The sequence below is a fragment of the Steroidobacter agaridevorans genome, assembly GCF_009932555.1.
In the GTDB taxonomy this organism is placed as follows: Bacteria; Pseudomonadota; Gammaproteobacteria; order Steroidobacterales; family Steroidobacteraceae; genus Steroidobacter; species Steroidobacter agaridevorans.
Genome location: NZ_BLJO01000004.1, coordinates 264929 through 291148, shown reverse-complemented (window position 1 = coordinate 291148; position 26220 = coordinate 264929). Strand labels below are relative to the sequence as shown.

Here is a 26220-nt window from a genome sequence, read left to right as displayed (position 1 = left end):
CTGGGATTGTTTTTACTGCGACCGAAGACGAGGCGCGCATTGCTCGATCGGGAGCCGCGGCCGTTGCGAAGTTTGAGCGTCACGTGGTCCGCGCTGCTGTTACTGATCGTAATCGGCGTGGGCGTCACGCTGCGCCCTGCCAACACCAGCCAACCTTTTCCTGCTGTGCGCCGCTTTCCCGTCGCCGCTGACAGCGACTGGCAACATTGGGGCGGCTCGACCGCCGGCCGGCGGTTCGCCGCGTTCGATCAGATTCACCCGGGCAACGTTTCCAAACTCGCGGTCGCCTGGACCTATCGCACTGGCGTCGGCGGCGCATTCAAAGCAACGCCACTGCAGATTCGTGACACTCTTTACGTCTGTCTTGCCGGCAACATCATCGCGGCGCTGGACTCGGCCACCGGCACTGAGCGCTGGCGTTTCGATCCCAAGCTCAACGATTCGAAGGTCGGATTCACGACCACATGCCGCGGCGTGACCTACTACCGAGCGCCAGACAATTTAGCTGAGTGCGGCGAGCGAATCCTCACCGCGACGACCGATGCACGACTCATCGCAGTCGACGCAGCAACCGGCGAACGTTGCCCGGACTTCGGCACGAACGGCGAAGTCAGCCTGTTGACCGGCATGGGCGCGGTGAAGCCGGGGTTCTACTATGTGACTTCGCCGCCGACCATGGCGAGCGGGGTCGCTGTCCTCGGTGGCTGGGTCGCCGATAACGTCGAAGTACAGGAACCTTCCGGCGTGATTCGCGGCTTCGATCCGATCAGTGGGCGCATGCTGTGGGCCTGGGATATCGGGCGCACTGAAGCCGTGACCGAGCTGAAGCCCGGCGAAACATTTACGCGAGGCACACCCAACGCGTGGAGCGTATTCAGCGCCGACGATGAGCTGGGCCTGGTTTACATTCCGACTGGCAATGCCACGCCGGACTATTATGGCGGCCATCGATCTCCGGAATCGGAACGCTTCGCGAGCTCAGTGGTCGCGCTCGATGCAAAGAGCGGCGCGCTGCGCTGGTCGTTTCAGACCACACATCACGACATCTGGGATTACGACGTGCCTTCGCAGCCCGTGCTCGTGGACTTCGTTCCCGACGGACAGTCGGAGAAGGTCCGCGCGCTGGTGGCGCCAACCAAGCGCGGCGAATTGTTTCTACTCGATCGCGTCACGGGCCAGCCGCTGGCCGAGGTCGAAGAACGACCGGTGCCGCAGACCGATGTGCCGCACGAATGGACTGCGAAGACCCAACCGTTCTCCGTCGGCATGCCTGGCTTCAATCGCGAGCCGCTCACCGAAGCGCAGATGTGGGGCATTACGCCCATCGATCAGATGCTTTGTCGCATCCAGTTTCGTCGGCTGCGCTACGAAGGACCGATGACGCCGCCTTCGCTGGGCGGCAGTATTCAATTTCCGGGCTTCGCCGGCGGCATGAACTGGGGCAGCGTCGCGGTCGATGAAGGCAGCAGCGTGATCGTCGTGAACGCGCTTCAGTTCGCGAACCACGTGCAGCTGTTTCCTCGCGCTGAAGTCGATAAGAACACCGTGCTCGGCTTCGGCGGCGGGCGTCAGCTCGGCACGCCGTACGCTGCGTACACTGCGCCGTTTCTCTCGCCGCTGTTTGCTCCGTGCCAGCAACCGCCCTACGGTGAAATCGCCGCAGTCGATCTAAGGACTCGCACGCTGCTCTGGCGGCGACCGCTGGGCTCGGCCAACGAGCTCGGCCCGCTGGGACTGAAGTTTCGCCTGCCGCTGCCCATGGGCGTGCCGTTCTCCGGCGGCACCGTCGTCACCCAGGGCGGCCTGATCTTCATGGGTGGCACCATGGACCGGCGCTTCCGCGCACTCGATGTGACCACCGGCGAAATTCTTTGGAGCGATGTGTTGCCGAACAATGCACAGGCCACACCGATGAGCTACATGTCGCCGCAGACGCATAAGCAGTACGTCGTCATTGCCGTGCCTGCGACCGACACTCCCGAAGATAGTCACGTCGCCGAACCCGAAGCACAGCAAGGCGCGGACAAGTCGGCCCCAATAGCCCATGCCGGCGGCTGGCTGATTGCATATGCGCTGCCCGAGGCGGACACTCGCTGACCATGGTTGATATTCCAAGCATTGCCGCGTCCGTTTCCTCCTTGAAACAGCACCTCGAGACGCATCGCTACATCTGCTCCGATCAGATCGCCACCGCGGTGTATCTCGCCTATCACCTGCGCAAGCCCGTCCTGATCGAAGGACCGCCGGGCGTCGGCAAGACCGAGCTCGCGAAGACCACGGCCGAGATGTTCGAGCTGCCGCTGATCCGCCTGCAGTGCTACGAAGGGCTGGATGAAGCGAAGGCGCTGTACGAATGGAAGTACGGCAAGCAATTGCTCTACACGCAAGTGCTCAAGCAGACCCTCGATGAAGTTCTGCAGGGCGCGAAGGGCTTCGCCGAGTCCGTGAAGCGATTGCATGAGTTCGGCGATATCTTCTTCTCGGAAGAGTTCCTGGAGGCGCGGCCGTTGCTGAAGGCGCTGCGCGAGGAACGCGGCTGCGTGCTGCTCATCGACGAGGTGGACAAGTCCGATCACGAGTTCGAGTCGCTGCTGCTGGAGATTCTGTCGGACTATCAGGTGTCGATCCCGGAGATCGGCACGGTAAAGGCGCGGCATACACCGCCGCTCGTGTTCCTGACCAGCAACAACACGCGCGAGATCTCCGACGCGCTCAAGCGTCGTTGCCTGCATTTGTACATTCCCTTTCCGGACATCGCGCTGGAACAACGCATCGTCAACGCCCGCGTCCCGGAGATCGCTCCGCAGCTGCGCGAGCAACTGGTTCGATTCATTCACGATCTGCGCGAGCTGGACCTGAAGAAAGTGCCGTCGATCAGCGAGACCATCGACTGGGCGCGCACCCTGCTGCTGCTGCATGCAGATCGGCTCGACTCGGAGCTGGTGCGCAATACGATGAACGTGATCCTGAAATTTCAGGAAGACATCGAAAGCGTGCAGCCCGAGCTGCGCAGCCTGACCGACAAGGCGGTCCGTTCCTGACGAGGCCGCGCCGTCATGGATCAGCTGCTCACCAACTTCATCCGTGCGCTGCGTAATGCCGATGTGCGTATCTCCACGGCGGAGACGCTCGACGCGTTCAGCACCGTGCAGTTGGTGGGTTATCGGGATCGGCAGTTGCTGAAGGACAGCCTCGGACTGGTGTTGCCCAAGACACCGGACGAGAAGGCCGCATTCGACACTTGCTTCGATCAGTTCTTCTCTTTTCGTGAGCGCTCGCCTCTGCCCACGTCGGACGAGGCGCCGACAGCAGATAGTGCACAGCCAGGCAACGCGGATGCCGGCGGCAGCGGCGAATCTCAGGGTCAACGCACGGGGCAAGGCGAAGGCGCGAACAACTCGACCCAGGTTGCCGAGGGCACAAGTGGCGCTGAATTGCTCAGCGGCGAGATGTCAGCGGCTCAATCCGCGCTCGGCCAGCTCCTCACCCGGGCGAACACGATCGAGATCAACATGGCCATCAGCGCCGCCGGCCAGCAAGTGAACGTTCACGAGATCGAGTTGTTCACCCAGAAAGGCGTGTACACGCGCCGCATTCTCGAAGCGATGGGGCACGCCGAGCTGCAACAGGAAATATTCACGCTGACCGCCAGCGATGCCATTCCGGATCGTCACCTCGCGCAGGATCTCGGCCGACGTCGCGATTGGCTGCGCGAGCGCGTCCGCGACCATGTCGAGCATCAGTTCTTGTTGCATGCCGATGTCACAGGCCGACGGCTCCGCGAAAGCCTGCTTCGCGATCTCCGGCTCTCCACTTTGGAGCAGCGCCACCATCGCCTGCTTCAGGATCTGGTCCAGCGGATGGCCCGCAAGCTCGTCGCGGCTTATTCGCGCCGACGCAAGATATTTCGTCGCGGCCAGCTGCATGTTCCGCGCACGCTGCGACGGAACATGAAATACGACGACGCAATCTTCGATTTGCAATGGAAATCGGTGAAGACCGACAAGCCCAAAGTCTTCGCGATCTGCGACGTGAGCGGCTCGGTCGCGAATTACGCGCGCTTCATGCTGATGTTTCTGTACAGCCTGGAGGAAGTGCTGCCGAAGGTGCGCTCGTTCGCTTTCTCATCCGACCTGGGCGAAGTCTCCGACCTGTTCGCCCGCAACGACATCGACGACGCCATCGCCCTGGCCTTGCGCCAATACGGCAATGGCTCGACCGACTACGGCCAGGCGCTCGCCGATTTCCGCAAGCTCTGCCTCGACGACATCGATCGTCGCACAACCGTGATCGTGTTAGGCGATGCTCGGAATAACTACGGTGACGCGCGCACGGATGTGCTCAAGGAGATCTACGATCGCGCCCGCCGCGTGATCTGGCTCAACCCTGAGCCACGCCCGATGTGGAACACCGGCGACTCGGAGATGCGGCACTACTCACCGTACTGCCATCAGGTGGATGAGTGCGGGACCTTGACGCAACTCGAGCGCGTCGTGAGCCGGCTGCTACAATCACAGCGATAGGGCCGCGCCAGGGCAGCTCGCCGCACACGGGCTCGTGCCGTCCTCCGCGCGCCGCGCAACGCGGGCGCGCGAGTTCATCTCATACGTCTCAGCCGGTCAACTCGCCGCCTTGTTCTGCTGCTTCACCACGCTGGTCGCCATGGCGATCATGGAAGGAATATCGCTGAGCGTCGCCGGCACGATCAGCGTGCTCGACGCCTCGTCCGCGAGCTTGCCGAACTGCTTCACATACTCTTCGGCAACACGCAGCTGCATCGCCTGCATGCCGCCCGGGCTGTCGAGCGCCTCACCGACGCGCTTCAGACCTTCAGCCGTGGCCGTGGCAATCGCCATGATGGCCTGGGCCTGACCCTGAGCTTCGTTGATCTGCTGCTGCTTGCTCGCCTCGGACTGCTTGATCACCCGCTGCTTGTCGCCCTCGGCCTGGTTGATCTTGGCGTCGCGATCGCCTTCGGAGGCGAGCACGACGGCGCGCTTCTCCCGCTCGGCGCGCATCTGCTTTTCCATCGCGTGCAGCACGTCCTTCGGCGGATTGATGTTCTTGATCTCGTAGCGCAGGACCTTCACGCCCCACGCGTTCGAAGCATGATCCAGCTCGCTGACCACATTCGCGTTGATCGTGGCGCGCGCTTCGAAGGTGCGATCCAGGTCGATCTTGCCGATCTCGCTGCGCAGTGTGGTCTGCGCCAGCTGGATGATGGCGAAGCGATAGTTGGTGATGCCGTAAGAGGCATCGCGCGCATCCAGCACCTGCAGATACAACACGCCATCGACGCCGACCTGCACGTTGTCCTTGGTGATGCAGACCTGCTCGGGAATGTCGAGCGCGTCTTCCTTGAGCGTATGTTTGTAAGCAATGCGCTCGACGAACGGCACCAGGATGTGGAAGCCGGCCTGCAGCGTGCGGCTGTATCGGCCGAGCGTTTCGACGACGAACGCGCTCTGCTGGGGCACCACGATGGCGGTCTTCATCAGGATGATGAACACCAGCACCAGGATGGCCAGCACCACATACATGGTCGTGCTCACGAGAACCTCCAGCTTTTGTGAATATTCGAAGGAAGACGCGTCAGGCGGGCGCGCGCACCATCAGAACCAGACCGTCGACGCGTGCGATCACGGCCTCGCGGCCGGCTTCGATCGGCGTTTCATCGACGTTGCGCGCAGTCCAGGAAGTGCCGCGATAGTCGACGCGGCAGGTTTGCGACGGCTCGAGCCGCACCGGCACGGTGACGCGGTCACCGATGGTCAAGCGCTCTTCGACGTGACCGGTGCGATTGCGCACCAGTTCATAAGCACGCTTGCGAAAAGTCACCATCGAGGTGACGGCGAGAACGGAGAGCGCCAGAACCTGCGCCCAATCCGGCATGTCGACACCGGCAAGGCCGAGGAAACCGACGAGGGCGGCGGAGATGCCGAAGAACACCAGATAGAACTGCGCATCGAAGACGAACATTTCGATCGCGAGCGAGATCGCGGCGACGATCATCCAGGCCCACCAAGCCATGACGCTCCCTCCTGCGCAGCTCGTGCAGATCTTACCAGCGCACCAAAGAAAAGCCCCGCCGAAGCGGGGCTTTCCCTGAACGAAACCGACCCGAGGTCGATTACATATCCATACCGCCCATGCCACCCATGCCGCCCGGGGCGCCGTGAGCGTGATCAGCCTCGTCCTTCGGGGCTTCGGCGATCATCACTTCGGTCGTCAGCAGCAGGCCGGCCACGGAAGCGGCGTTCTGCAGGGCCAGACGCGTCACCTTGGTCGGATCCAGGATGCCCAGATCGAGCATGTCGCCGTAATCGCCGGTGGCGGCGTTGTAGCCGAACGTGCCCTTGCCTTCCTTCACCTTCGCCAGCACCACCGCGGCGTCTTCACCCGCGTTGGTGACGATCTGACGCAGCGGCTCTTCGATCGAGCGAGCCAGGATGCGGATGCCGAAGGCCTGATCTTCGTTCTTGCCTTCCAGCTTCTCGACAGCCTTCTGCGCGCGGATCAGCGCCGTGCCGCCGCCCGGAACCACGCCTTCTTCGACGGCAGCGCGGGTCGCATGCAGCGCGTCTTCGACGCGAGCCTTCTTTTCCTTCATTTCGATCTCGGTGGCGGCGCCGACCTTGATCACGGCCACACCGCCAGACAGCTTGGCGACGCGCTCCTGCAGCTTCTCCTTGTCGTAGTCCGAAGTGGCTTCTTCGATCTGACGACGGATCTGCTCGACGCGAGCCTTGATGTCGCTGTTCTTGCCCTTGCCGTCGATGATCGTGCTGTTTTCTTTCTCAACGACGATCTTCTTGGCTTCGCCGAGGTCGTTCAGCGTCGCCTTCTCGAGCGACAGACCGACTTCGTCGGAGATCACGGTGCCACCGGTCAGCACGGCGATGTCCTGGAGCATGGCTTTACGGCGATCGCCGAAGCCGGGGGCCTTCACGGCGGCAACCTTGACGATGCCACGGATGGTGTTGACGACCAGGGTCGCCAGCGCCTCGCCTTCGACATCTTCGGCGACGATCAGCAGCGGACGGCCAGCCTTCGCGATGCCTTCCAGCAGCGGCAGCATTTCGCGGACGTTGGAGATCTTCTTTTCGTACAGCAGGATGTACGGGTTGTCGAGCTCGGCGGTCTGGTTCTGCTGGTTGTTGATGAAGTACGGGGACAGGTAGCCGCGGTCGAACTGCATGCCTTCGACGACATCCAGCTCGTTCTGCAGGCCCGAGCCTTCTTCGACGGTGATCACGCCTTCCTTACCGACCTTCTCCATCGCGTCGGCAATGGTCTTGCCGATCGACTCGTCGGAGTTCGCGGAGATCGTGCCGACCTGCGCGATGGCCTTCTGATCCTTGCAGGGCTTGGAGAGCTTCTTCAGCTCTTCGACGGCGGCGATCACGCCAGCGTCGATGCCGCGCTTCAGATCCATCGGGTTGGCGCCGGCGGCGACGGCCTTCAGGCCTTCGCGCACGATCGCCTGGGCGAGCACGGTGGCGGTGGTGGTGCCGTCGCCAGCCTCGTCAGAGGTGTTGGAAGCGACTTCCTTCACCATCTGCGCGCCCATGTTCTCGAACTTGTCCTTCAGCTCGATTTCCTTCGCGACCGACACGCCGTCCTTGGTGACGGTGGGGGCGCCGAAGCTCTTCTCGAGCACCGCGTTGCGGCCCTTCGGGCCGAGCGTGGCTTTGACCGCGTTCGCCAGGATGTTCACACCCTTGAGCATGCGCGCGCGGGCGTCATCGCTGAAACGTACTTCTTTAGCTGCCATGTGAGTTCAACCTCTAATGCGAATTCTTGATGGTGGGGCTGGCGAGAATTACTTCTCGATCACGGCCATGACGTCTTCTTCACGCATGACCAGCAGCTCTTCACCGTCGACCTTCACTTCGGTGCCGCTGTACTTGCCGAACAGAATGTTGTCGCCAACCTTCACGTCCAGCGCGCGCACTTCGCCGTTCTCCAGGATCTTGCCCTTCCCGACCGCAACGACCTTGCCCTTGATCGGCTTCTCGGTCGCCGAGTCCGGAATCACGATGCCGCCGGGCGAGGTGCGCTCCTCTTCCAGGCGCTTGATGATCACGCGATCGTGCAGGGGACGAATCTTCAGTTTGTCGGCCATAGCTCAAACCTCGGCAAAGCTAGTTTGCGATTGGATTGACGAGTCAGGTTAAAAACGGCCGGCGCGAGACCGGCGTGTTCGAATCGTGGCTTGGGTGCGGGCCAGGTCGATCGCAAGATCGCGTTAGCACTCACCCCATGCGGGTGCTAATAATAGGCAGCGAAAGGGATATTTCAAGTCGAATTTGGCCCTGGCGTTGACCCCCATGTAGTTGCATAAGCACTGCCTTCGAGGCTCCCGATTGGCTATGCTGCGCGCCGCGCCCAGCGAGTGTAACCCCATGACCGAGCAAGTGATTGTGGCTCTCTCGACCTGCCCGGACGAGGCCACGGCCAAGCGTCTGGCCGAGGTTTTGGTGAGCGAGCGATTGGCAACCTGTGTGAATCGGGTGGGCGGGGTCGCCTCGACCTACTTCTGGGACGGGCGTCTCCAGGACGACGCCGAGATTCTGTTAATCATTAAGACGACGGCGGCGCGCCTGGCGGGGCTGGAAGCCCGGCTGCAGGCCCTGCACCCTTATGAACTGCCGGAACTGGTGGTCCTGCCGGTCCTGGGTGGGAACGAACGCTACCTGCAATGGGTCCGAACCGGCGTGGGCGAGAACTCTGAAGGCGAATAACTTGAACGACAGGCATCGATCTGGACTGATGGGCTGGCTCGCGGCGGCGGTGCTGGCCTGGCTCGCGCTCGCTCAACCCGCGCTGGCGGCGGATGACTTCCTGGCGCCTCAGGACGCCTATCGCTACACGATCGACGCCGAGGGCGATCGCATCGTGGTCCACTGGAAAGTCGCCAAGGGCTACTACCTCTATAAGAAAAAGATGGCCGTGGCCTCGACCATGGCGACCGTACAGCTCGCCGAGCCGCAGTGGCCGAAGGGCGAGGATCACACCGACGATTATTTCGGCACGCAGGAAATCTATCGCGGCAATGTCGAAGTGCCGGTCGCATTCACCGTTCACAGCGGCGAGCGTCCCAAGAAGCTGGCGCTCGAATTGAAGCTCCAGGGTTGCGCCGACGCCGGCCTGTGTTATCCGCCGCAGCGCTGGAAGACCGAGATCGATCTGCCTGCGGCCGCAAGCCAGAGCGGCGGTAGCGGCTTCAGCTCGCTGTTCAAGTCGAAGTCCGGCGCCCCCGGCGCAACTCAACAGCAGGACGACTTCCTGCCGCCGGACGAAGCATTTCGTTTCGGCGCCGGCATGGAGAAACCCGACTCGGTGGCGCTGACGTGGGTGATCGCCGAGGACTATTACATGTATCGCGATCGCCTCCAGGTCACGACCGACACGCCGGGCGTGACCCTGGGCAAGCTGCAGTTGCCCAAGGGCCAGATGAAACATGACGAGAACTTCGGCAACACCGAGGTCTATCACGAAATTCTCGAGGCCTCGCTGCCGATCGCGCGCCCGGCAGGCTCGGGCGGCACGCTGGATCTGAAGGTCACCTATCAGGGCTGCGCCGAGGGCGGGCTTTGTTACAACCCCATCGTAAAGAATGTTTCTTTGGAACTGCCGCCGTCCGATACAGCGACGACGCTGCCGGCCGATGCGCAGCCGGGCGCGGCTGATGCCTCGTCGACTTCAAGAGCGCCGGTCGCCGAGCAGGACAAACTGGCCTCGCTGATCCGCGACGGCAATTTGTTTGCTGTGCTCGCCACGTTCTTCGGCCTCGGCATCTTGTTGTCGTTTACGCCGTGCGTGCTGCCGATGATCCCGATTCTCTCCGGCATCATCGTGGGCCAGGGCGGCACCGTGACACCTGCTCGCGGCTTCTCGCTTGCATTTACTTATGTGCAAGGCATGGCGCTCACTTACGCGGCCGCCGGCGCGGCATTCGTGCTCGCGTTCAAACAAGCGCCGCAAGCGTTTTTCCAGCAGCCATGGATTATCACGTTGATGACATTGCTGTTCGTCGTGCTGGCATTGGCGATGTTCGGCGCGTTCACGTTGCAGCTGCCGAGTTCGCTGCAAACCAAGCTGACCAATGTCAGCAACGAACAGAAGTCGGGCACCTACGTCGGCACGTTCATCATGGGCGCGTTGTCGGCGCTGGTGGTCACCGCGTGTGTCGCGCCGGCGATCATCGCGGCGCTGTCGGTCATCAGCCAGACGGGCCAGATCGCTCGCGGCGCCGGCGCCTTGTATGCGACCGGCTTGGGCATGGGCGTGCCGTTGCTGATCGTGGGCGCATCGGCGGGATCGTTGCTGCCCAAGGCCGGGCCGTGGATGGATGTGGTGAAATCGCTGTTCGGCGTGCTGTTCCTCGCCGTGGCGGTTTATCTCGCTGCGCCGCTGCTGCCTGAGAGCGCGGTGATGCTGTTGTGGTCACTGCTCGCGGTGTTGTCCGGCTACTGGGTGTTCTCGCTCAAAGCCCGCGATGGCAATCCGGCCGCCGCGCCGCTGCGAGGGATGGGTTTGATCGCGGTGGTCTACGGCATTCTGTTGCTGATCGGCGCGGCATCGGGCAGCAAGGATCCGCTGAAACCGCTGGATCGATTGGCTGCCAGCGGCGGTGGCGCGGGCACGCAAGAGCATGTCCTCGCTTTCCAGCGCATCAAAACTGTGTCCGATCTGGAGAACGCCGTCGCTACCGCGATGGCCGCAGGCAAGCCGGTGATGCTCGACTTCTACGCAGACTGGTGCGTGTCGTGCAAAGAGATGGAGAAATTCACTTTCCCCGATCCCGGCGTGCAGTCGGCGCTCGCGAACGCGGTGCTACTACAGGCTGACGTGACTGCCAACGACGATGCGGACAAAGCATTGATGAACCGCTTCGAGATCTTTGGCCCGCCGACCATCGCGTTCTACGGCGCCGACGGAGTCGAACGGAAAGACTTCCGGCTGGTAGGATTCGTGCCCGCCGAGCGCTTCCGCGATCATGTGAAAGCCGCTTTCGGCAGCTAAGGGCCAGTCGAGACCGGATATGAAACCCATCGGATACGTCGTGGTCGCCCTCGTGGCGGCGGCCGCAGGCTTCGGCATCTATCAATTCGCGCTCGCGCCTCGCGCCGTCGAGCTACCGCAAGTCGCGAACGAAACGAATGGCAGCGCGCCTGCCCAAGACGCAGCCGAAGGCGACAGCGACGACGGGCTTCCCGAAATCCTCCCCGACTTCACGCTCGCCAATCTCGAAGGCCAGCCGCAGTCCATCCGCAGCTGGACCGGCAAGTCGATGATCGTGAATTTCTGGGCGACCTGGTGCGCGCCCTGCCGTCGCGAGATTCCGCTGCTGAACAAGATTCAGGCTGAACATGGCGCCGAAGGCTTTCAGATCGTCGGTGTCGCGGTGGACTTCCGCGAAGACGTGCTGAAGTACGCCAAGGAGATCGGGATCGACTATCCGCTCCTGATCGGCGAGGAAGACGGGCTCGAGGCGGTCACCAAGTTCGGCCGTGGCTCGCTGGGATTCCCCTTCACAGTTTTCACGGACAACCAGCACCGTCTGGTGCTGTTCCATCTCGGCGAGATCCATCCGGAGCAGGCGGAAGTGATGCTGGCGACGGTTCGCCGGGTCAATGCGGGCGAACTGACGCCGGCGGCGGCCCGCGCCGTTGCAGCCAAACAACTGCAGGAATTGCCGGCGGCCAAAGAGTAAAGCTGGCCGACACCGCCGAATCGGCTATGATGCCCGCCCGGTTTTTCCGGCTCATACGCGCTTCGGCGTGTTTTTCCGGGTCTTGAGCCGAACCCGCGCGCTCCGGTCGCTGTTGCGGAATTGCCCACGAGACGCCCCGATCCGGCGCTGAACGTGGCGCAATCGCGGCGCAGATCATCGCCAAATTGCACCCAATCTGGTTAAACTCGCCGCCATCTTCGGTAAAGTGAATTTGGCGTACCCATCCCTGCATGGCTCATCTGCTGCTCCTCAACGGCCCCAATCTCAACCTGCTCGGCACGCGCGAGCCGGGGACCTATGGGTCTGTGACCCTCGAGCAGATCGTGAACCGCGTGAGCCAGCTGGCGGCGGAATCCGGCCACCACCTCTCCGCTTTCCAGAGCAATGCCGAGGCTGAGCTGATCAGCCGCATTCACGAGGCGCCGACCTCGCACGTCGCCTGCATCATCTTCAATCCCGCGGCCTTCACGCACACCAGCGTGGCGCTGCGCGACGCATTGCTGGGCGTGAAGATTCCTTTCATCGAAGTGCATCTGAGTAACGTGTATGCGCGGGAGCCTTTCCGCCATCACTCGTACTTCTCCGACATCGCCATCGGCACGATTACGGGACTGGGCGCCTTCGGGTATGAGCTGGCGCTGCGCGCGGCGGCCAACTACCTGACCCTGCCTCGTAAGTAACAAGCTGTTTTTTTCGCACTCTTTCCGCGCTCTCGCAGGAAAAGAACAAGAGGATCCGTATGGATATTCGCAAGGTCAAAAAACTCATCGAGCTGCTCGAGGAATCCGGCATCGCCGAGATCGAGATCAGTGAGGGCGAGGAGTCGGTGCGCATCAGCCGCTATCCGCAGGGCGGAGCCCCGGCGCCGATCGTGCACTATGCAGCGCCGCCGGTCGCGGCCCCCGTTGCCGCCGCTCCTGCTGCTGTCGCCGCTCCTGTAGCTGCAGCTCCCGCCGCGAGCAAGGCCGATCACACGGTGACGGCGCCGATGGTCGGCACGTTCTATTCCGCTGCCTCGCCGGGCGCGAAAGCGTTCGTCGATATCGGCAGCGAGGTCAACGTCGGCGACACCCTCTGCATCATCGAAGCCATGAAGATGATGAATCAGATCGAGTCCGACAAGTCCGGCCGCGTCACGGCCGTGCTGGTGAAGAACGGCGACCCGGTCGAATTCGGCCAGCCCCTCTTCATTATCGAGTAACGAATAACTTCGTCGCGTGCTGGCGCGGCTCGCGCCGACACCCGCGGTAAAAACCAAACATGCTGGAAAAAGTAGTCATCGCCAATCGCGGCGAGATCGCGCTAAGGATTTTGCGCGCTTGCCGTGAGCTGGGCATCAAAACCGTCGCTGTGCATTCCACAGCCGACTTCAATCAGAAGCACGTGCTGCTCGCGGACGAATCGGTGTGCATCGGGCCGCCGTCCTCCAAAGAGAGCTATCTCAACATGCCGGCGATCATCAGCGCCGCGGAAGTGACCGATTCGGTCGCGATCCATCCCGGCTACGGCTTCTTGTCCGAGAACGCGGACTTCGCCGAACGCGTGGAAAAGAGCGGCTTCATTTTCATCGGCCCGAAGCCCGAAGTGATCCGCATGATGGGCGACAAAGTGTCGGCCATCCGCGTGATGAAGGCGGCCGGCGTGCCTTGCGTGCCCGGCTCCGGCGGCCCGCTCGGCGCCGATGCCGATGAAAACTTCCGGATCGCGAACGAGCTCGGCTATCCCGTCATCATCAAAGCTTCCGGCGGCGGCGGCGGCCGCGGCATGCGCGTCGTGCACAGCGATGCAACGTTGATCAATGCGATCAATGTGACGCAGGCCGAAGCGTTGGCCGCGTTCGGCAACGCCGAGGTCTACATGGAGAAGTTCCTCGAGAAGCCGCGCCACATCGAGATCCAGGTGCTCGCCGACAACTACGGCAACGTGGTGCATCTGGGCGAGCGCGACTGCTCGCTGCAGCGTCGTCATCAGAAGGTCATCGAAGAAGCGCCCGCGCCCGGCATCACGCCGAAACAGCGCAAGGCCATCGGCGACCGCTGTGTCGCCGCCTGTCGCGAAGTCGGCTATCGCGGCGCCGGCACGCTGGAATTCCTGTATCAGGACGGCGAGTTCTATTTCATCGAAATGAACACGCGCGTGCAGGTGGAACATCCGGTGACCGAGCAGATCACCGGCATCGACATCGTGAAAGCACAGCTGCGCGTCGCTTCGGGCGAGCGCCTGCCGTGGACGCAGAACGACATCAACATCCGCGGCCACGCCATCGAGTGCCGCATCAACGCCGAAGATCCGAAGGGTTTCATTCCTTCGCCGGGTCCGGTGAAGCTGTTCCACGCGCCGGGCGGCCCGGGCATTCGCGTCGACAGCCATCTGTACAGCGGCTACACCGTGCCGCCGTACTACGACTCGATGATCGGCAAAGTCATCGCGTACGGCGAGGATCGCGACACCGCAATCGCGCGCATGAAGAACGCGCTGTCGGAAATGGTCATCGAAGGCATCAAGACCAACATCCCGCTGCACCAGGAAATCTTCAATCACGCCGCGTTCAAGGCCGGCGGCTTGGATATTCACTACCTGGAACGTCGTCTCGGAATCAAATAACCGGCCATGCCATTTCTGCAGCTCATCCTGCCGATCGGCGCAGCCGACCCTGCGCCGTACGAGGATGCGCTGCTGGCGGCCGGCGCCTCCTCCATCACCCTCGAGGACGAGGGTGACGATCCCGTGCTCGAACCGCTCCCCGGAACGACGCCGCTGTGGCCGCGCGTCCGGTTGAAAGCGCTGTTCGAAGGCGAACCTGACACCCAAGAACTGCTGCAGCTCCTGCGCGCGGAGCTGAGCGGCAAGCTTGCCGAGCCGCTCGCTCGCGTCGCCTTTGAAACACTCGAGGATCGCGCGTGGGAACGCGAGTGGCTGAAAGATTTCAGGCCCATGCGTTTCGGTGAGCGGCTGTGGATCTGCCCGGGCGGCCAGCAGCCCGATGCGGAACAGCTGCGCGCGATCCCCGCGCCGGTACTAATCGAACTGGACCCCGGCCTCGCCTTCGGCACGGGCACCCATCCCACTACGGCGCTGTGCCTCGAATGGCTGGATGCCGCCAACGTCGCCGGTGCGCGAGTCATCGACTACGGCTGCGGCTCGGGCATCCTTGCCATCGCCGCCGCCAAGCTGGGCGCGGCCGAGGTGCTTGCGATCGACATCGACCCGCAAGCGCTGCTGGCCACTCACGACAATGCTGAACGCAACGGTGTCGCGCAGCTCATCGTCGCGCGCCTGGCCGATAGCGAGGCTGAATCGCACGGCGCGCCGGCCGATATTCTGCTGGCCAATATCCTGGCCGGGCCACTGGAAAGCCTCGCGCCGGCCTTCGCGAGCCGCGTCCGCGCGGGCGGCCGGCTGGTGCTGTCCGGAATTCTGCGGAATCAGGCGGAAGCTGTGGCAACCACTTATGCGCCGTGGTTTGATATTGCCCCCGTCGTCGTCCGAGACGACTGGGCGCGCCTCGACGGCGTGCGCCGCCCGACTCCACCGCCGCCCAGACCCACTTAAGTGCCCGTGATGATCCGAGCATGCTGACTCAGTGTCCCAGCTGCCAGACGACATTTCGCGTCACCAGCGAGATCCTCCGGGTCGCGCACGGTCAAGTGCGTTGCGGCCGCTGCCAGACACAGTTCGACGCGCTCGAGCGCCTGATCGAAGAAACCGACGACGGCGAGATCGAAAGCGGCCAGTTCATGCGCCCGCCACGGGCCATTCCGCAACCGCCGCCGCCGCCCGGACAGATTGAAGTCGAAGAGCCGGTCGAGCACGAGGACATCACGCTCGAAGGCCGCCACATCGAAATCAGCGGCGTGTACGAGGCCATCGACGAGAGCGGCCAGGGCCAGCCGCAGATCCGCGAGGAAGTGATCGAAGAGTGGGTCGAAATCGATCAGGACGACGCCACCAGCGACGTCGACGTCGATCGTGAAGATGACTCGGAGCCCGAAGTCATCGACATGCGGGAGGAATATTCCAGCGTCGCCGCAGAGGATGCGGACATCGAGGCCGCCGCCGCGGAGATGGAAGCCGAACGCGCCGCTTCACAGTCCGGTCGGTGGGCGCAGGCTCAGGCGCAGCCGCAAGCGAACTTCACGAACACACGCGTGCGGCCGCCGGCTGGCACGCGAACCCGTCGCAATCCGCGCGCGATCTCAGTCGACGACACGCCAGCCGTCGATTTCGACTTCCCGTCCCGGCAGCAGAGCACGGAAAGCGTGTCATCGCTGTGGAAGATCCTGGCAGCGCCGCTGGTTCTGCTGTTGCTCGTGCAAGTCGTACATCACTATCGCGCCGCTTTGGCCAAACACCCGCAGATCGGCGCACCCCTGCAGAGCATTTATGGCGCACTTGGCCTGACGTTGCGGCCCGATTGGAACTTGCATGCCTATGAAGTGCGTCAATGGGGCGTGGTTGCCGATCCCGCGCAGCCTGGAACCCTGAAGGTGCGCGCCAGCGTGAAAAATCTCGCCGACTTTCCGCAGCCCTATCCCTTGCTGAAGTTAGTGCTCGAGGACCGTTGGGGCGATCAAGTGCGCGCGCGCGAGTTCGACCCTTCGGAATATCTGGATCCCACCGCCGCGCCGGATCGCATGCTCGCGCCCGCTCAACAAAGCAACGCCAGCATCGCGATCGTCGATCCCGGTCCGGACGCGGAAGGTTTCCGGTTCGATGTCTGCTTGCGCGGCGCGCGCGGGCCGGTCTGCGCCGCAGACGTTCCGGGCAAGCTGTGATGCGCATCGGCGGTTACGAACTGGTCAACAACCTCGCGCTCGCGCCCATGGCGGGCGTGACCGATCTGCCGTTCCGGTTGTTGTGCCGGCGCATGGGAGCTGGCATTGCCGCTGGAGAAATGCTGACTTGCGATGTGCGCTTATGGCACACCGAGAAGTCACGTCGGCGCATGGATCACAGCGGCGAGCCCGAGCCGCGCGTCGTGCAGATCGCCGGCGGCGATCCGGAGATGATGGCCGAGGCCGCGCAACGTAACGTCGACGCCGGCGCGCAAATCATCGATATCAACATGGGCTGCCCGGCGAAAAAAGTTTGCAATAAGGCGGCCGGCTCGGCGCTGATGCGCGATGAGCCGCTGGTGCAAGCGATTCTCGAAGCGGTTGTCAAGGCAGTGAACGTGCCCGTCACATTGAAAATGCGCACGGGCTGGGATCCCGAGCATCGTAACGGCCTCAACATCGCGCGCATGGCCGAGGCAATCGGCGTGCAGGCGCTGGCGGTTCACGGTCGCACGCGCGCCTGCATGTATCAGGGCAACGCTGAGTACGAAACCATCCGCGCCATCAAGCAGAGCGTGTCGATTCCGATTTTCGCCAATGGCGACATCGACTCAGGTGCGAAAGCGAAACACGTACTTGAACAGACCGGCGTAGATGGCTTGATGATCGGGCGCAGCGCACAAGGTCGCCCGTGGATCTTCCATGAAATTCTCGCCGCGCTGAACGGAGAATTTTTTGCCGCGCCTTCCATCGCGACAGTCCGTGATATCATGCTCGCTCACTTGCGCGATCTGCATGCTTTCTACGGGGAGGAGGCGGGAGTCCGGGTCGCGCGTAAGCACATCGATTGGTATGCGAAGAGTCGCGCATCTGCGCCGGCTTTACGACAAGCCGTGATGCAGGCGACAGACGCGACGACACAACTCGATCGCGTACAGGCGTATTTCAATGCGCTCGAAGAAGCGCCGGAAGAGAGTCTGTCAAGCGCGGCATAGTGACTGTCGCGCGCCCAAGCGAGGCACGCGACACGTGGACGAATTTTTGATTGCAGAGAATTTTGGCGGAGAGGCCATGGCCCCCAGAAAAAAAACCAGAGCTCGTCGAGAGCCCCTGGCACGACCCGCGACGCGGGCGATGCCCTTAAGGACGATGACGGCGGAAGCGCTCGATTCCTATTTCGCGACCTTGAACGGCCACAAGCCCGGTCAGTTGTACGATCTGGTGCTGCGCGAAGTGGAAGAGCCGCTGTTCAAGGCCGTGCTCGACTACGCCGAAGGCAATCAGAGCCGCGCCGCCGACATTCTCGGCATCAATCGCGGCACGTTACGTAAGAAGTTGAAGACTTACGGTCTGGCAAACTGAGAGAGATCGACAGCCCATGTCTCCTGTTCTGTCTTCTTCTGGTGTGCGTCGCGCGCTGCTGAGTGTTTCGAACAAAGATGGCCTGGTTGAATTCGCGCAGGCCTTGCAACGTCGTGGCGTAGCGATTCTCTCGACGGGCGGCACCGCCAGCCTGCTCGAAAAAAACGGCGTCAAAGTTACGCAAGTCTCGGCGCACACCGGCTTCCCCGAAATCATGGATGGTCGCGTCAAGACGCTGCATCCGAAAATTCACGGCGGCCTGCTCGGTCGCCGCGAGATCGACGACGCCGTCATGCAGACGCATGGCATCGAGCCCATCGATCTGGTCGTCGTGAATCTGTATCCGTTTGCCGCGACCATCGCCAAGCCCGACTGCACTTACGAAGATGCGATCGAGAACATCGACATCGGCGGTCCGGCGATGGTGCGCGCGGCCGCGAAGAATCACGATCGTGTGACAGTCATCGTCGATCCGCTCGACTACGCCGCCGTGCTCGATGAATTGAATGCGTCGAATGGCGCGGTCTCCGAGCAAACACGCAAGCGCCTCGCGGCCAAGGCTTACGCGCACACCGCGAGCTATGACGCAGCGGTCGCCAGTTATTTGACTCGCGTCACGCAGCCCGAGCAGGGCGCGAAGTCCGAATATCCCGAATCTTTGTCGTTGCAGTTCGGCAAGCGCATGGAGATGCGTTACGGCGAGAACCCGCATCAATCGGCGGCGTTCTATGCGGTTCCCGACGCACCCGGCGCCAGCATCGGCACCGCGAAACAATTGCAGGGCAAGCAGCTCTCGTACAACAACATCGCCGACGGCGACACGGCGTTCGAATGCGTGCGCCAGTTCGAAGAGCCGGCCTGTGTGATCGTGAAGCACGCCAACCCGTGCGGCGTTGCTGTCGCCGGTGACACGCTTGCTGCTTACGATCGTGCGTTTCGCACCGACCCTACGTCAGCGTTCGGCGGCATCATTGCATTCAATCGTCCGCTCACTGCGAACACGGCACGCGCCATCGTCGAGCGTCAGTTCGTCGAACTGATCATCGCTCCGGAAGTCGAGCCCGAAGCGCTCGAGATCTGCGCTCGCAAAGAAAATGTCCGCGTGCTCACGACGGGCGGTCTCGCGCCCACCGGGATTCGTTATGAATATCGCAGCGTGAACGGCGGCCTGCTCGTGCAGACGCGCGATGAAGGTCGCGTCGGCCGCAGCGATTTGCGCGTCGTCACCAAGCTGGTGCCGACGGATGAGCAATTCGCCGACCTGCTGTTCGCCTGGCAGGTCTGCAAGTACGTCAAATCCAACGCCATCATTTATGTGAAGGACCGCATGACCCTCGGCGTCGGTGCGGGCCAGATGAGCCGCGTCGTGTCCAGCCGCATCGCTGCGATGAAAGCGAAGGACGAAGGTCTGGAAGTCAAAGGCGCGGTGATGGCGTCGGATGCGTTCTTCCCGTTCCGCGACGGTCTGGATGTCGCCGCCGAACTCGGCATCAAAGCCGTCATTCAACCGGGCGGCTCGATGCGCGACAATGAAGTCATTGCCGCGGCGAACGAACATGGCATGGCCATGGTGCTGACCGGCATGCGGCACTTCAGACACTGACATCGATGCCGGCCGGCGCGATCTCCTCTGTTCCGCGACTGAGTAAGTTATGCGCGTTTTAATTCTTGGTTCGGGCGGTCGCGAGCATGCACTCGCGTGGAAAGTTGCGAATACTCCGCGCGTGAAAGCGGTGTTCGTCGCGCCCGGTAACGCCGGCACCGCGCTCGAAGCGGGCGTGAAGAACGTCGATATCGCGGTCGACGATTTTCCCAAGCTGATCGAGTTTGCCAAGCGCGAAAAGATCGATCTCACGATCGTCGGCCCCGAGGCGCCGCTGGTCATCGGCGTCACGGATGCATTCGAAGCTGCCGGCCTGCGTTGCTTCGGCCCTCGCAAGCTCGCGGCTCGTCTGGAAGGTTCGAAGGCGTTCACCAAGGAATTTCTGCGTCGTCACAAGATTCCGACGGCGGCGTACGCCACTTTCACCCAGGCCAACTTCGATCCCGCGTGGGTGCGCGCTCAGCGTGCGCCGCTCGTCGTGAAAGCCGACGGCCTCGCCGCGGGTAAAGGCGTGATCATCTGCGACACGCAGAAAGAAGCGATTGCCAGCGCCCAGGCCATGCTCGACGGCCAGTTCGGCGCTGCTGGCAGTACCGTCGTCATCGAAGAATTTCTCGAAGGCGAAGAAGCGAGCTTCATCGCTATCGTCAGCGGCAAGCACATTCTGCCGCTGGCCACGTCGCAGGATCACAAGCGTCGCGACGATGGCGACCAAGGCCCGAACACTGGCGGCATGGGCGCGTACTCGCCTGCTCCGGTCGTCACCGACGAACTGCACGCCCGCATCATGCGTGAAGTGATGCAGCCGACGGCCGATGGCTTGATCAGCGATGGAACGCCCTACATCGGCTTTCTGTACGCCGGCATCATGATCGCGCCGGATGGCACGCCGAATGTGCTCGAGTTCAATTGCCGTTTCGGCGATCCGGAAACGCAGCCCATCATGTCGCGGCTGACGTCGGATCTCACCATGTTGTGTGAAGCCGCACTCGACGGGCGGCTCGATCAAGTGACGGCCGAATGGGATCCGCGCGCAGCGCTCGGCGTCGTGCTTGCCGCCGGCGGTTATCCGGACTCGGTGCGCAAGGGCGATGAGATTCACGGTCTGAAGGAAGCCGCAGCGCTGCCGGGCAAAGTGTTTCATGCCGGCACGTCGCTGAGCGACGGCAAGGTCGTTACCAACGGCGGTCGCGTGCTGTGCGCCGTCGGCCTCGGCAACACTGTGAGCGACGCGCAGAAGGCCGCATATGCTCTGTGCGACAAGATCAGCTGGAATGGCGTGCAGTATCGCCGTGATATCGGCTATCGGGCCGTGCAGCGAGAGCAGCCCAAGAAATAAGGCCTACGGCGCGGATGAATCCGGCGGCGGCGTGATCTCGATGACGCTGCGGTCTTCGGGCTGCGCGTCGGGCACAGCTTCCAGTATCACTCGCATCTGCTGATTCGACGACACAGGAAAGTCGCGCATCAATCTTTCAGCAAACATTTCCGTCTGACCGAGCTGCTCCAGCTCGGCGCGAGGAATAGTCAGCCAGATCCCAGTGGGATCGCTTTCCAATTGCCAGCCGCCGCGGTCCGCGCTCATGGCCGACGAACGCACGCCGACTCGAAAGGAACGATGACGCGGCAAGGACACGATCAGGTCGACGGAACGGCCCGACGACAAGGTCTCCAGCTCTGCGCGGCTGATCTGACAATACAGCGCCTGTCCGGAGAACCGTACGTCCACGGCTGAATCAGTCGTCGTCGACGATGATGACGGCGGCGCTGCTGCGCTCGCCCAGGGTGACGCCTTCCTCGTTGACCTGCAGCTCGACCAGGAACAACTCGGTGGTTTCCTTGATCGAGTCCTGCACCAACGGGATCGTGATGTGCGCCTCGCGTGCGCCGGCGGGAATGCGCTCGACGCCCGGGCCGATGCCGGCGAAGTCGGCGCCCATTTCAGCGGAGTTGCTGCGCAGGCTCCAGGTAACCGCGACCGCGCGCCGTGTCGAGCCCGTGCGACGAATCACCAGTCGAACCGAGCCGTCGCCTTCGGAAGTGACGTAGCTGTCCTTATCGAATTCAACGATTACCGGACGCGTCGCACCGGCCGGTGCCGACGAACTCGCGACTGACGCGTTCGATCCCGACGCACTCGGCTCGGCCTCTTGCGATTGCGCGCGAGATGTTTGACCCGACTGTCCTGCTTCTCTCTCTACCGACTGCCTCGACGGTCGTGGCATCTCGGGAAGCGGTACTGGAACCTGAGCTTCACCGCGCGGGCGAGTCGCCGCCGGCGCGCTTTGCTGACCGTTTTGCGCCGGGCCTGGCACGGACGGCGCGGTCTGACGCTGCACCGAAGGCAGTGGCTCGACATTGGGTGGCGCAATGGGCGCCATCGGCTGCGACCCGATCGTATCGCTCGCATCTTCTTCGACGACGCCCGTATTCGCCGCCACTTCACTCTGCCGCTCGCGATCGGCAATAGGAGGCATCACGGGCAACACGTTCGCCAGATTCTTCGGCAGCAGGCCGTACTGCCACACCGCGTAAGCACCGCTCGCAAAGACCAGCGCGAGCGTGACCGCAACTGCCGCTCGACGCCAACGCGCCAGCGACGAATCGGGTACGGTCAATTCGGACGGCGAGCCCAAACGACTCGGTGCTTCGCCACAACCGAGACCTGCAAGCAGCTCGACGATATCGATGCGACGCTCGCCGCGAGTCCACATCAGCGCACGCTGCAACGACTGTTGCTGCTTGCCGGTCAGACCCGGAATGCGCTGAGGCGCGCGGCCATGCGCTCGTGCCAGCGGTGCAGACCGGCCACCGAAAGGATGACGACCGGAGAGCAATTCATATGCAATGCAGGCGAGGCTGTACACGTCATCGCTGGGATGCGGATCGCTGCCATTCACCCGCTCGACACTCGCGTACGCGGGCGCGACGGCCGGGCCTTCGTTCAATCCGGAAGCCGTATGCAAATCGAGCGGACGGTCACGCGCGAAACCAAAGTCGAGCACGCGCACTTCACCCGTCGTGGTAATCATGACGTTACGTGGCTTCAGATCGGCATGCACCACGTTGCGACGATGCGCGTGAGCCAGCGCCGCACCGACGCTGCTGATGATGCCGAGCGCGTAATGACGCGCCATGGGCTGGCCGTCCAACCGCTTCAGGATGTCCGCGAGCAGCTCGCCTTCGAGCAGCTCCATGACGATGAAATAAACATTGCCGTCGCGATCCAGGTCGAACACGCTGACGACGTTGGGATGCGACAGCGACTGCGCTTCGTGAAACTCGCGCTCCAGCTGCGCCAGCTCGTCGGGCCGATCCTGGTAATTGAGCTTGAGCACCTTGACCGCCACACAGCGCGACGACGGATCCAGGTGCGCGCGATGCCGATCGATGGCCTTGTAGACGGTGCCCGTGCTGCCCCGGCCGAGAATCGAGGTCAGCTCGTACCGATCGCGCAGAACGTCGCTGGTGAGCCCAGGCGGCGGCACCGACGACGAGCGCAGCGGACGCTCTAGTTCGCGCTCACGGTCTGCTCGCAATGCTCGCAATGCTCGTTCGGTAGCTGGACCGTGTACGCGGACGCTGGGTGCGGACTCTTCCTTGCGCTCCCGGTCCAGCACTGTGTCGTCGTCCGTGTGCTTCAACGGCGGCGCCGGACGGGACAGCGGCTCCTCGAGCTCGCGGCGGAAGGATGTGGCGTCTTCATCGCCCCGCCGCAGCAAGGACGGATCGACGAACGCCGGCTCGGAATTGATCGAGTCGGGATCGCGCTCGGCCATCAATTTGCGCCAGCGCGATCCGGTGGTATCGATGGTGACGTCGGTGGTGTCGTGATCGCCCGGCCCGCCGTCTTCCTTGGTTTCGGTCTGATTGGCGACACCGAACACCAGCTGCGCGATGTCGGTCTTGAGCGAACGGGCCAGCGCCACATCGATGCGCCCGCGGCGCTGGTATTGATCCAGCAGTGCCAGCGCATCCCAGGGCGCGTCGGGATTGCTGCGGCAAACCGACAAGAACTGGGCTTGCATGTCCGCACGGTCGCACCGGCCGGAGATGTAATCATCCAGCCAGCTGGCGAGCACCGCACGGGCATTCTCGCCCTGCTCTCCAAGGTCCTTGTCGATGGACAGACTCATCACCGTTTACAGTATTGCCCCAATTCGCAACGTCGCTTGTGTCTTTAGGCGGTCCGTCGGCCGCTTGGTTCGACGCCGACGCGGCTCAATGTATCGGCGTCGCAAGCTGAACGACACCTGTCGCCCGGCTCCGACCTCGGCCTGATTCGCTGGAAATGGCGGTGCGTCGTCAGCTTGGCACCTCGAGTGCCTTTTCCATTCGGTAATCGTCCATCACGAAGCCGCCGCCGATATCCATCACCAGGTCTGCGGCAATCCGAAATCCCAGCCGTTGGTAGGCCTGCACTGCCGGATTGCCTTTGTTGACGGTCAGCCACAACAAAGAGAGCCCGCGCCGCCTGGCGAGCCCCTCAATGAACTCCATGCATCTACGCCCGGTTCCCGAACCGCGGGCGGCATGGTGCAGGTAAAACTTACTGAGGAACATCACCCTTCCGGGTTGCTCCTGGACGGCGCAGTAACCGATGTCGGATTGCTTGCCACTTTCGAGCTGCCGTTGTACGAGGAAGTACTCGTAACCCTGATCGATCTGGGCCTGCATCGCCGGGGCATTCTGGAACTTGTCGACCATGTAGTCGACCTGGGCCCGGCCGATCAAGGGTACGTAATATTCGTACCAGATGTCGTGGGCGAGCGCAGCCACCGTGGCGACCTGCTCTGGGCGCGTAACCGGGACGAAATTCAGGTGGGAAAGGGTTGGGGAGGGGGCGGCTGCGCTCATCGGCCCATACTAGCGCAACTCCCCTGGGCTCAACTGCCCTGGCTCAACTCCTCCCGCAACCGGTCCTCATCGAGCGCCCGGCACCATTTGGCGACCACGAGCGTGGCGACGCCATTGCCGACCAGATTGGTCAGCGCCCGGGCTTCGGACATGAACCGGTCGATGCCCAGGATCAGCGCCAGCGCGGTGACCGGAAGCGTGCCCAGCGCCGACAGGGTTGCCGCCAGGACGATGAAGCCGCTGCCGGTCACGCCGGCGGCTCCCTTGGATGTGAGCAGCAACACGCCCAGCAGCGTCAACTGATCGAGCAGCGACATGGGCACATTGGTGGCCTGGGCAATGAACACCGCCGCCATCGTCAGGTAGATCGAAGTGCCGTCGAGGTTGAACGAATAGCCGGTGGGAATGACCAGCCCGACCACCTGCTTCTCGGCGCCGGCCTGCTGCATCTTGTCCATCATCCTCGGCAGCACCGATTCGCTGGAAGAGGTCCCCAGCACGATAAACAGCTCTTCGCGGATGTAACGGATGAAACGCACGATGCTGAAGCCGTGCATCCTGGCGATCGCACCCAGCACGACGAACACAAAGAACAGACAGGTCGCGTAAAAACACGCCATCAGCTTGCCGAGCGACGCCAGCGACGCGAGTCCATATTGACCGATGGTGAACGCCATGGCGCCGAAGGCGCCGATGGGCGCGAGCCGCATGATCATGCCGACGATGCGGAACATCACCGACGCGAAGCGATCCACGAAGTCGAAAACGATACGTGCACGCTCGCCGACGCCATGCAGCGCAAAGCCGAACAGCACCGAGAACAACAGCACCTGCAGGATGTCGCCCTTCGCGAACGCATCGACGATAGTGGTGGGAATCACGTGCAGCAGGAAGTCGGTGATGCTCTGCTGCTCGGCCGCCTTGGCGTATGTTTCCACCGACCTGGCATCCAGCTGCGAAACGTCGACGTTCATGCCGGCGCCCGGTTGCACCACGTTCACGATCACCAGCCCGACGATCAGCGCGATGCTGCTGACCACCTCGAAGTACAGCAGCGCCAGTGCGCCGGTTTTGCCGACGGCCTTCATGTTCTCCATGCCGGCAATGCCGGTCACGACCGTGCAGAAGATGATGGGCGCGATCATCATCTTGATCAGCTTGATGAAGCCGTCGCCGAGCGGCTTGAACTGTGTGGCCGTTTCGGGGAAGTAATGACCGAGGGTCACACCGATCGCGATGGCGATCAGCACCTGGATATACAGCGAGCTGTACCAGCGAGTGGGGGCCGCTGGCGAGGCATGAGCTTCGGTAACCATCGGATCCGCGATTGTCGTTATAGGCGAGCGGATCAGTCTACATGAGCGGGATTAGGGAGGTGCGGCCTGACGGATGTTCGGTGCAGTACCCGGGGTCGCATTCACAAAGATTCGCCCGCCACGCGGATCGAGGCGCACCAGCAGGCCGAGCGAGCGGTTGAACTCCTTGCACTCCACCGGCAAGCGCGCGTCCGCAAAATACGCTTTGGCGAGATCGATCACCGTCGCCGCCGGGCCCTGCATGCCCGGCACCTCGGGCGTGTGCCCGAAGATGCTCACCCGCCAGCTTTGCTTGCGCGCTCCCGCCGAGCGCAGCTCCTTGCAAAAACGATCCATCAGCAACAAGTCGGAGCTGAGCGTGTTGTCGGTGAGATCGAGGGGCTGATCGTTGGCGATCGCGACGTAGCGCAAATGCAAAAGCCCGCCGGCCGGCTGCGTGTCGTCATAAACGCAAACAGCCAAAGCGCCACGCAACTCGCAAGCGAGCAGCGTGGATTCCTTGGAGACGCGGAACGCATCGGGCTGAACCACGATTTCTGGCGGCGGCTGGATCATGTGGGCGCGATG

The 26220-nt window shown here is 62.8% G+C and carries 24 protein-coding genes; 15 read left to right on the top strand and 9 right to left on the bottom strand.

Going from position 1 to position 26220, the window contains the following annotated elements:
• From GYH35_RS15895 to GYH35_RS15885, 3 genes are all read left to right on the top strand, one after another.
• The coding region (locus GYH35_RS15895; protein ID WP_235936792.1) for a pyrroloquinoline quinone-dependent dehydrogenase at nucleotides 1-2097 on the top strand (2097 nt) is incomplete at its 5' end.
• 2 nt (nucleotides 2098-2099) lie between these two features.
• Nucleotides 2100-3041 carry an AAA family ATPase gene (locus GYH35_RS15890; RefSeq protein WP_161828945.1) on the top strand — a complete coding sequence of 314 codons (942 nt, stop codon included), beginning with the start codon at nucleotides 2100-2102 and terminating at the stop codon, nucleotides 3039-3041.
• 15 nt (nucleotides 3042-3056) lie between these two features.
• A complete protein-coding gene (locus GYH35_RS15885) occupies nucleotides 3057-4523 on the top strand; it encodes a VWA domain-containing protein (RefSeq protein WP_161828944.1) in 1467 nt (488 codons plus the stop codon).
• A 96-nt stretch (nucleotides 4524-4619) separates the two neighbouring features.
• On the opposite strand, the gene GYH35_RS15880 is transcribed toward GYH35_RS15885, so the two are convergent.
• The 4 genes from GYH35_RS15880 to groES all read right to left on the bottom strand — a co-directional run bounded on the left by GYH35_RS15880 (nucleotide 4620) and on the right by groES (nucleotide 8113).
• Nucleotides 4620-5540 carry an SPFH domain-containing protein gene (locus GYH35_RS15880; RefSeq protein WP_161811384.1) on the bottom strand — a complete coding sequence of 307 codons (921 nt, stop codon included), beginning with the start codon at nucleotides 5538-5540 and terminating at the stop codon, nucleotides 4620-4622.
• 52 nt (nucleotides 5541-5592) lie between these two features.
• On the bottom strand, nucleotides 5593-6030 hold the full coding sequence (locus GYH35_RS15875) for an NfeD family protein (protein ID WP_161810877.1): 438 nt from the start codon (nucleotides 6028-6030) through the stop codon (nucleotides 5593-5595).
• 100 nt (nucleotides 6031-6130) lie between these two features.
• Entirely contained in the window at nucleotides 6131-7774 is a 1644-nt protein-coding gene (groL, locus tag GYH35_RS15870; RefSeq protein WP_161810876.1) for a chaperonin GroEL, read from the bottom strand.
• A gap of 48 nt (nucleotides 7775-7822) precedes the next feature.
• Nucleotides 7823-8113: a co-chaperone GroES gene (gene groES / locus GYH35_RS15865; RefSeq protein WP_116808371.1), complete on the bottom strand. Its 291-nt coding sequence runs from the start codon at nucleotides 8111-8113 to the stop codon at nucleotides 7823-7825.
• Between the two features lie 292 nt (nucleotides 8114-8405).
• Between groES and cutA the strand changes: the two genes are divergently transcribed.
• The 12 genes from cutA to purD all read left to right on the top strand — a co-directional run bounded on the left by cutA (nucleotide 8406) and on the right by purD (nucleotide 20819).
• Complete coding sequence (gene cutA, locus GYH35_RS15860; protein WP_161810875.1) at nucleotides 8406-8744, top strand: divalent-cation tolerance protein CutA; 339 nt, start codon at nucleotides 8406-8408, stop codon at nucleotides 8742-8744.
• A gap of 1 nt (nucleotide 8745) precedes the next feature.
• On the top strand, nucleotides 8746-11028 hold the full coding sequence (dsbD, locus tag GYH35_RS15855; RefSeq protein WP_161828943.1) for a protein-disulfide reductase DsbD: 2283 nt from the start codon (nucleotides 8746-8748) through the stop codon (nucleotides 11026-11028).
• 19 nt (nucleotides 11029-11047) lie between these two features.
• On the top strand, nucleotides 11048-11719 hold the full coding sequence (locus GYH35_RS15850) for a TlpA family protein disulfide reductase (protein WP_161810874.1): 672 nt from the start codon (nucleotides 11048-11050) through the stop codon (nucleotides 11717-11719).
• A 251-nt stretch (nucleotides 11720-11970) separates the two neighbouring features.
• A complete protein-coding gene (gene aroQ, locus GYH35_RS15845) occupies nucleotides 11971-12420 on the top strand; it encodes a type II 3-dehydroquinate dehydratase (RefSeq protein WP_161810873.1) in 450 nt (149 codons plus the stop codon).
• A gap of 59 nt (nucleotides 12421-12479) precedes the next feature.
• Complete coding sequence (accB, locus tag GYH35_RS15840; protein WP_129640901.1) at nucleotides 12480-12941, top strand: acetyl-CoA carboxylase biotin carboxyl carrier protein; 462 nt, start codon at nucleotides 12480-12482, stop codon at nucleotides 12939-12941.
• A gap of 59 nt (nucleotides 12942-13000) precedes the next feature.
• Nucleotides 13001-14344 (top strand): acetyl-CoA carboxylase biotin carboxylase subunit, encoded by a 1344-nt coding sequence (gene accC / locus GYH35_RS15835; protein WP_161810872.1) that lies wholly within the window; start codon nucleotides 13001-13003, stop codon nucleotides 14342-14344.
• A 6-nt stretch (nucleotides 14345-14350) separates the two neighbouring features.
• The gene (prmA, locus tag GYH35_RS15830; RefSeq protein WP_161828942.1) at nucleotides 14351-15292 is read left to right on the top strand and encodes a 50S ribosomal protein L11 methyltransferase; all 942 of its coding nucleotides are present in this window, start codon (nucleotides 14351-14353) and stop codon (nucleotides 15290-15292) included.
• 20 nt (nucleotides 15293-15312) lie between these two features.
• Nucleotides 15313-16515, top strand: a complete 1203-nt coding sequence (locus tag GYH35_RS15825; RefSeq protein WP_161829141.1) for a DUF3426 domain-containing protein — start codon at nucleotides 15313-15315, stop codon at nucleotides 16513-16515.
• Nucleotides 16515-17510 (top strand): tRNA dihydrouridine synthase DusB, encoded by a 996-nt coding sequence (gene dusB, locus GYH35_RS15820; protein ID WP_161810870.1) that lies wholly within the window; start codon nucleotides 16515-16517, stop codon nucleotides 17508-17510. The genes GYH35_RS15825 and dusB overlap by 1 nt, the downstream gene beginning before the upstream one ends.
• A 139-nt stretch (nucleotides 17511-17649) precedes the next feature.
• Nucleotides 17650-17877: a DNA-binding transcriptional regulator Fis gene (fis, locus tag GYH35_RS15815; RefSeq protein ID WP_116808282.1), complete on the top strand. Its 228-nt coding sequence runs from the start codon at nucleotides 17650-17652 to the stop codon at nucleotides 17875-17877.
• Between the two features lie 16 nt (nucleotides 17878-17893).
• Entirely contained in the window at nucleotides 17894-19480 is a 1587-nt protein-coding gene (gene purH / locus GYH35_RS15810) for a bifunctional phosphoribosylaminoimidazolecarboxamide formyltransferase/IMP cyclohydrolase (protein ID WP_161828941.1), read from the top strand.
• 49 nt (nucleotides 19481-19529) lie between these two features.
• A complete protein-coding gene (gene purD / locus GYH35_RS15805; RefSeq protein WP_161828940.1) occupies nucleotides 19530-20819 on the top strand; it encodes a phosphoribosylamine--glycine ligase in 1290 nt (429 codons plus the stop codon).
• Between the two features lie 3 nt (nucleotides 20820-20822).
• Here the strand turns inward: purD and GYH35_RS15800 are convergent, their stop codons facing one another.
• The 5 genes from GYH35_RS15800 to GYH35_RS15780 all read right to left on the bottom strand — a co-directional run bounded on the left by GYH35_RS15800 (nucleotide 20823) and on the right by GYH35_RS15780 (nucleotide 26208).
• Nucleotides 20823-21209 (bottom strand): hypothetical protein, encoded by a 387-nt coding sequence (locus GYH35_RS15800; protein ID WP_161828939.1) that lies wholly within the window; start codon nucleotides 21207-21209, stop codon nucleotides 20823-20825.
• Nucleotides 21210-21216: 7 nt separating this feature from the next.
• The gene (locus GYH35_RS15795) at nucleotides 21217-23616 is read right to left on the bottom strand and encodes a protein kinase domain-containing protein (protein ID WP_161828938.1); all 2400 of its coding nucleotides are present in this window, start codon (nucleotides 23614-23616) and stop codon (nucleotides 21217-21219) included.
• 169 nt (nucleotides 23617-23785) lie between these two features.
• On the bottom strand, nucleotides 23786-24337 hold the full coding sequence (locus tag GYH35_RS15790; RefSeq protein WP_161828937.1) for a GNAT family N-acetyltransferase: 552 nt from the start codon (nucleotides 24335-24337) through the stop codon (nucleotides 23786-23788).
• A 29-nt stretch (nucleotides 24338-24366) separates the two neighbouring features.
• Entirely contained in the window at nucleotides 24367-25653 is a 1287-nt protein-coding gene (locus tag GYH35_RS15785; protein WP_161810864.1) for a dicarboxylate/amino acid:cation symporter, read from the bottom strand.
• 51 nt (nucleotides 25654-25704) lie between these two features.
• Entirely contained in the window at nucleotides 25705-26208 is a 504-nt protein-coding gene (locus tag GYH35_RS15780; protein ID WP_161810863.1) for a hypothetical protein, read from the bottom strand.
• Between the last annotated feature and the right edge of the window lie 12 nt (nucleotides 26209-26220).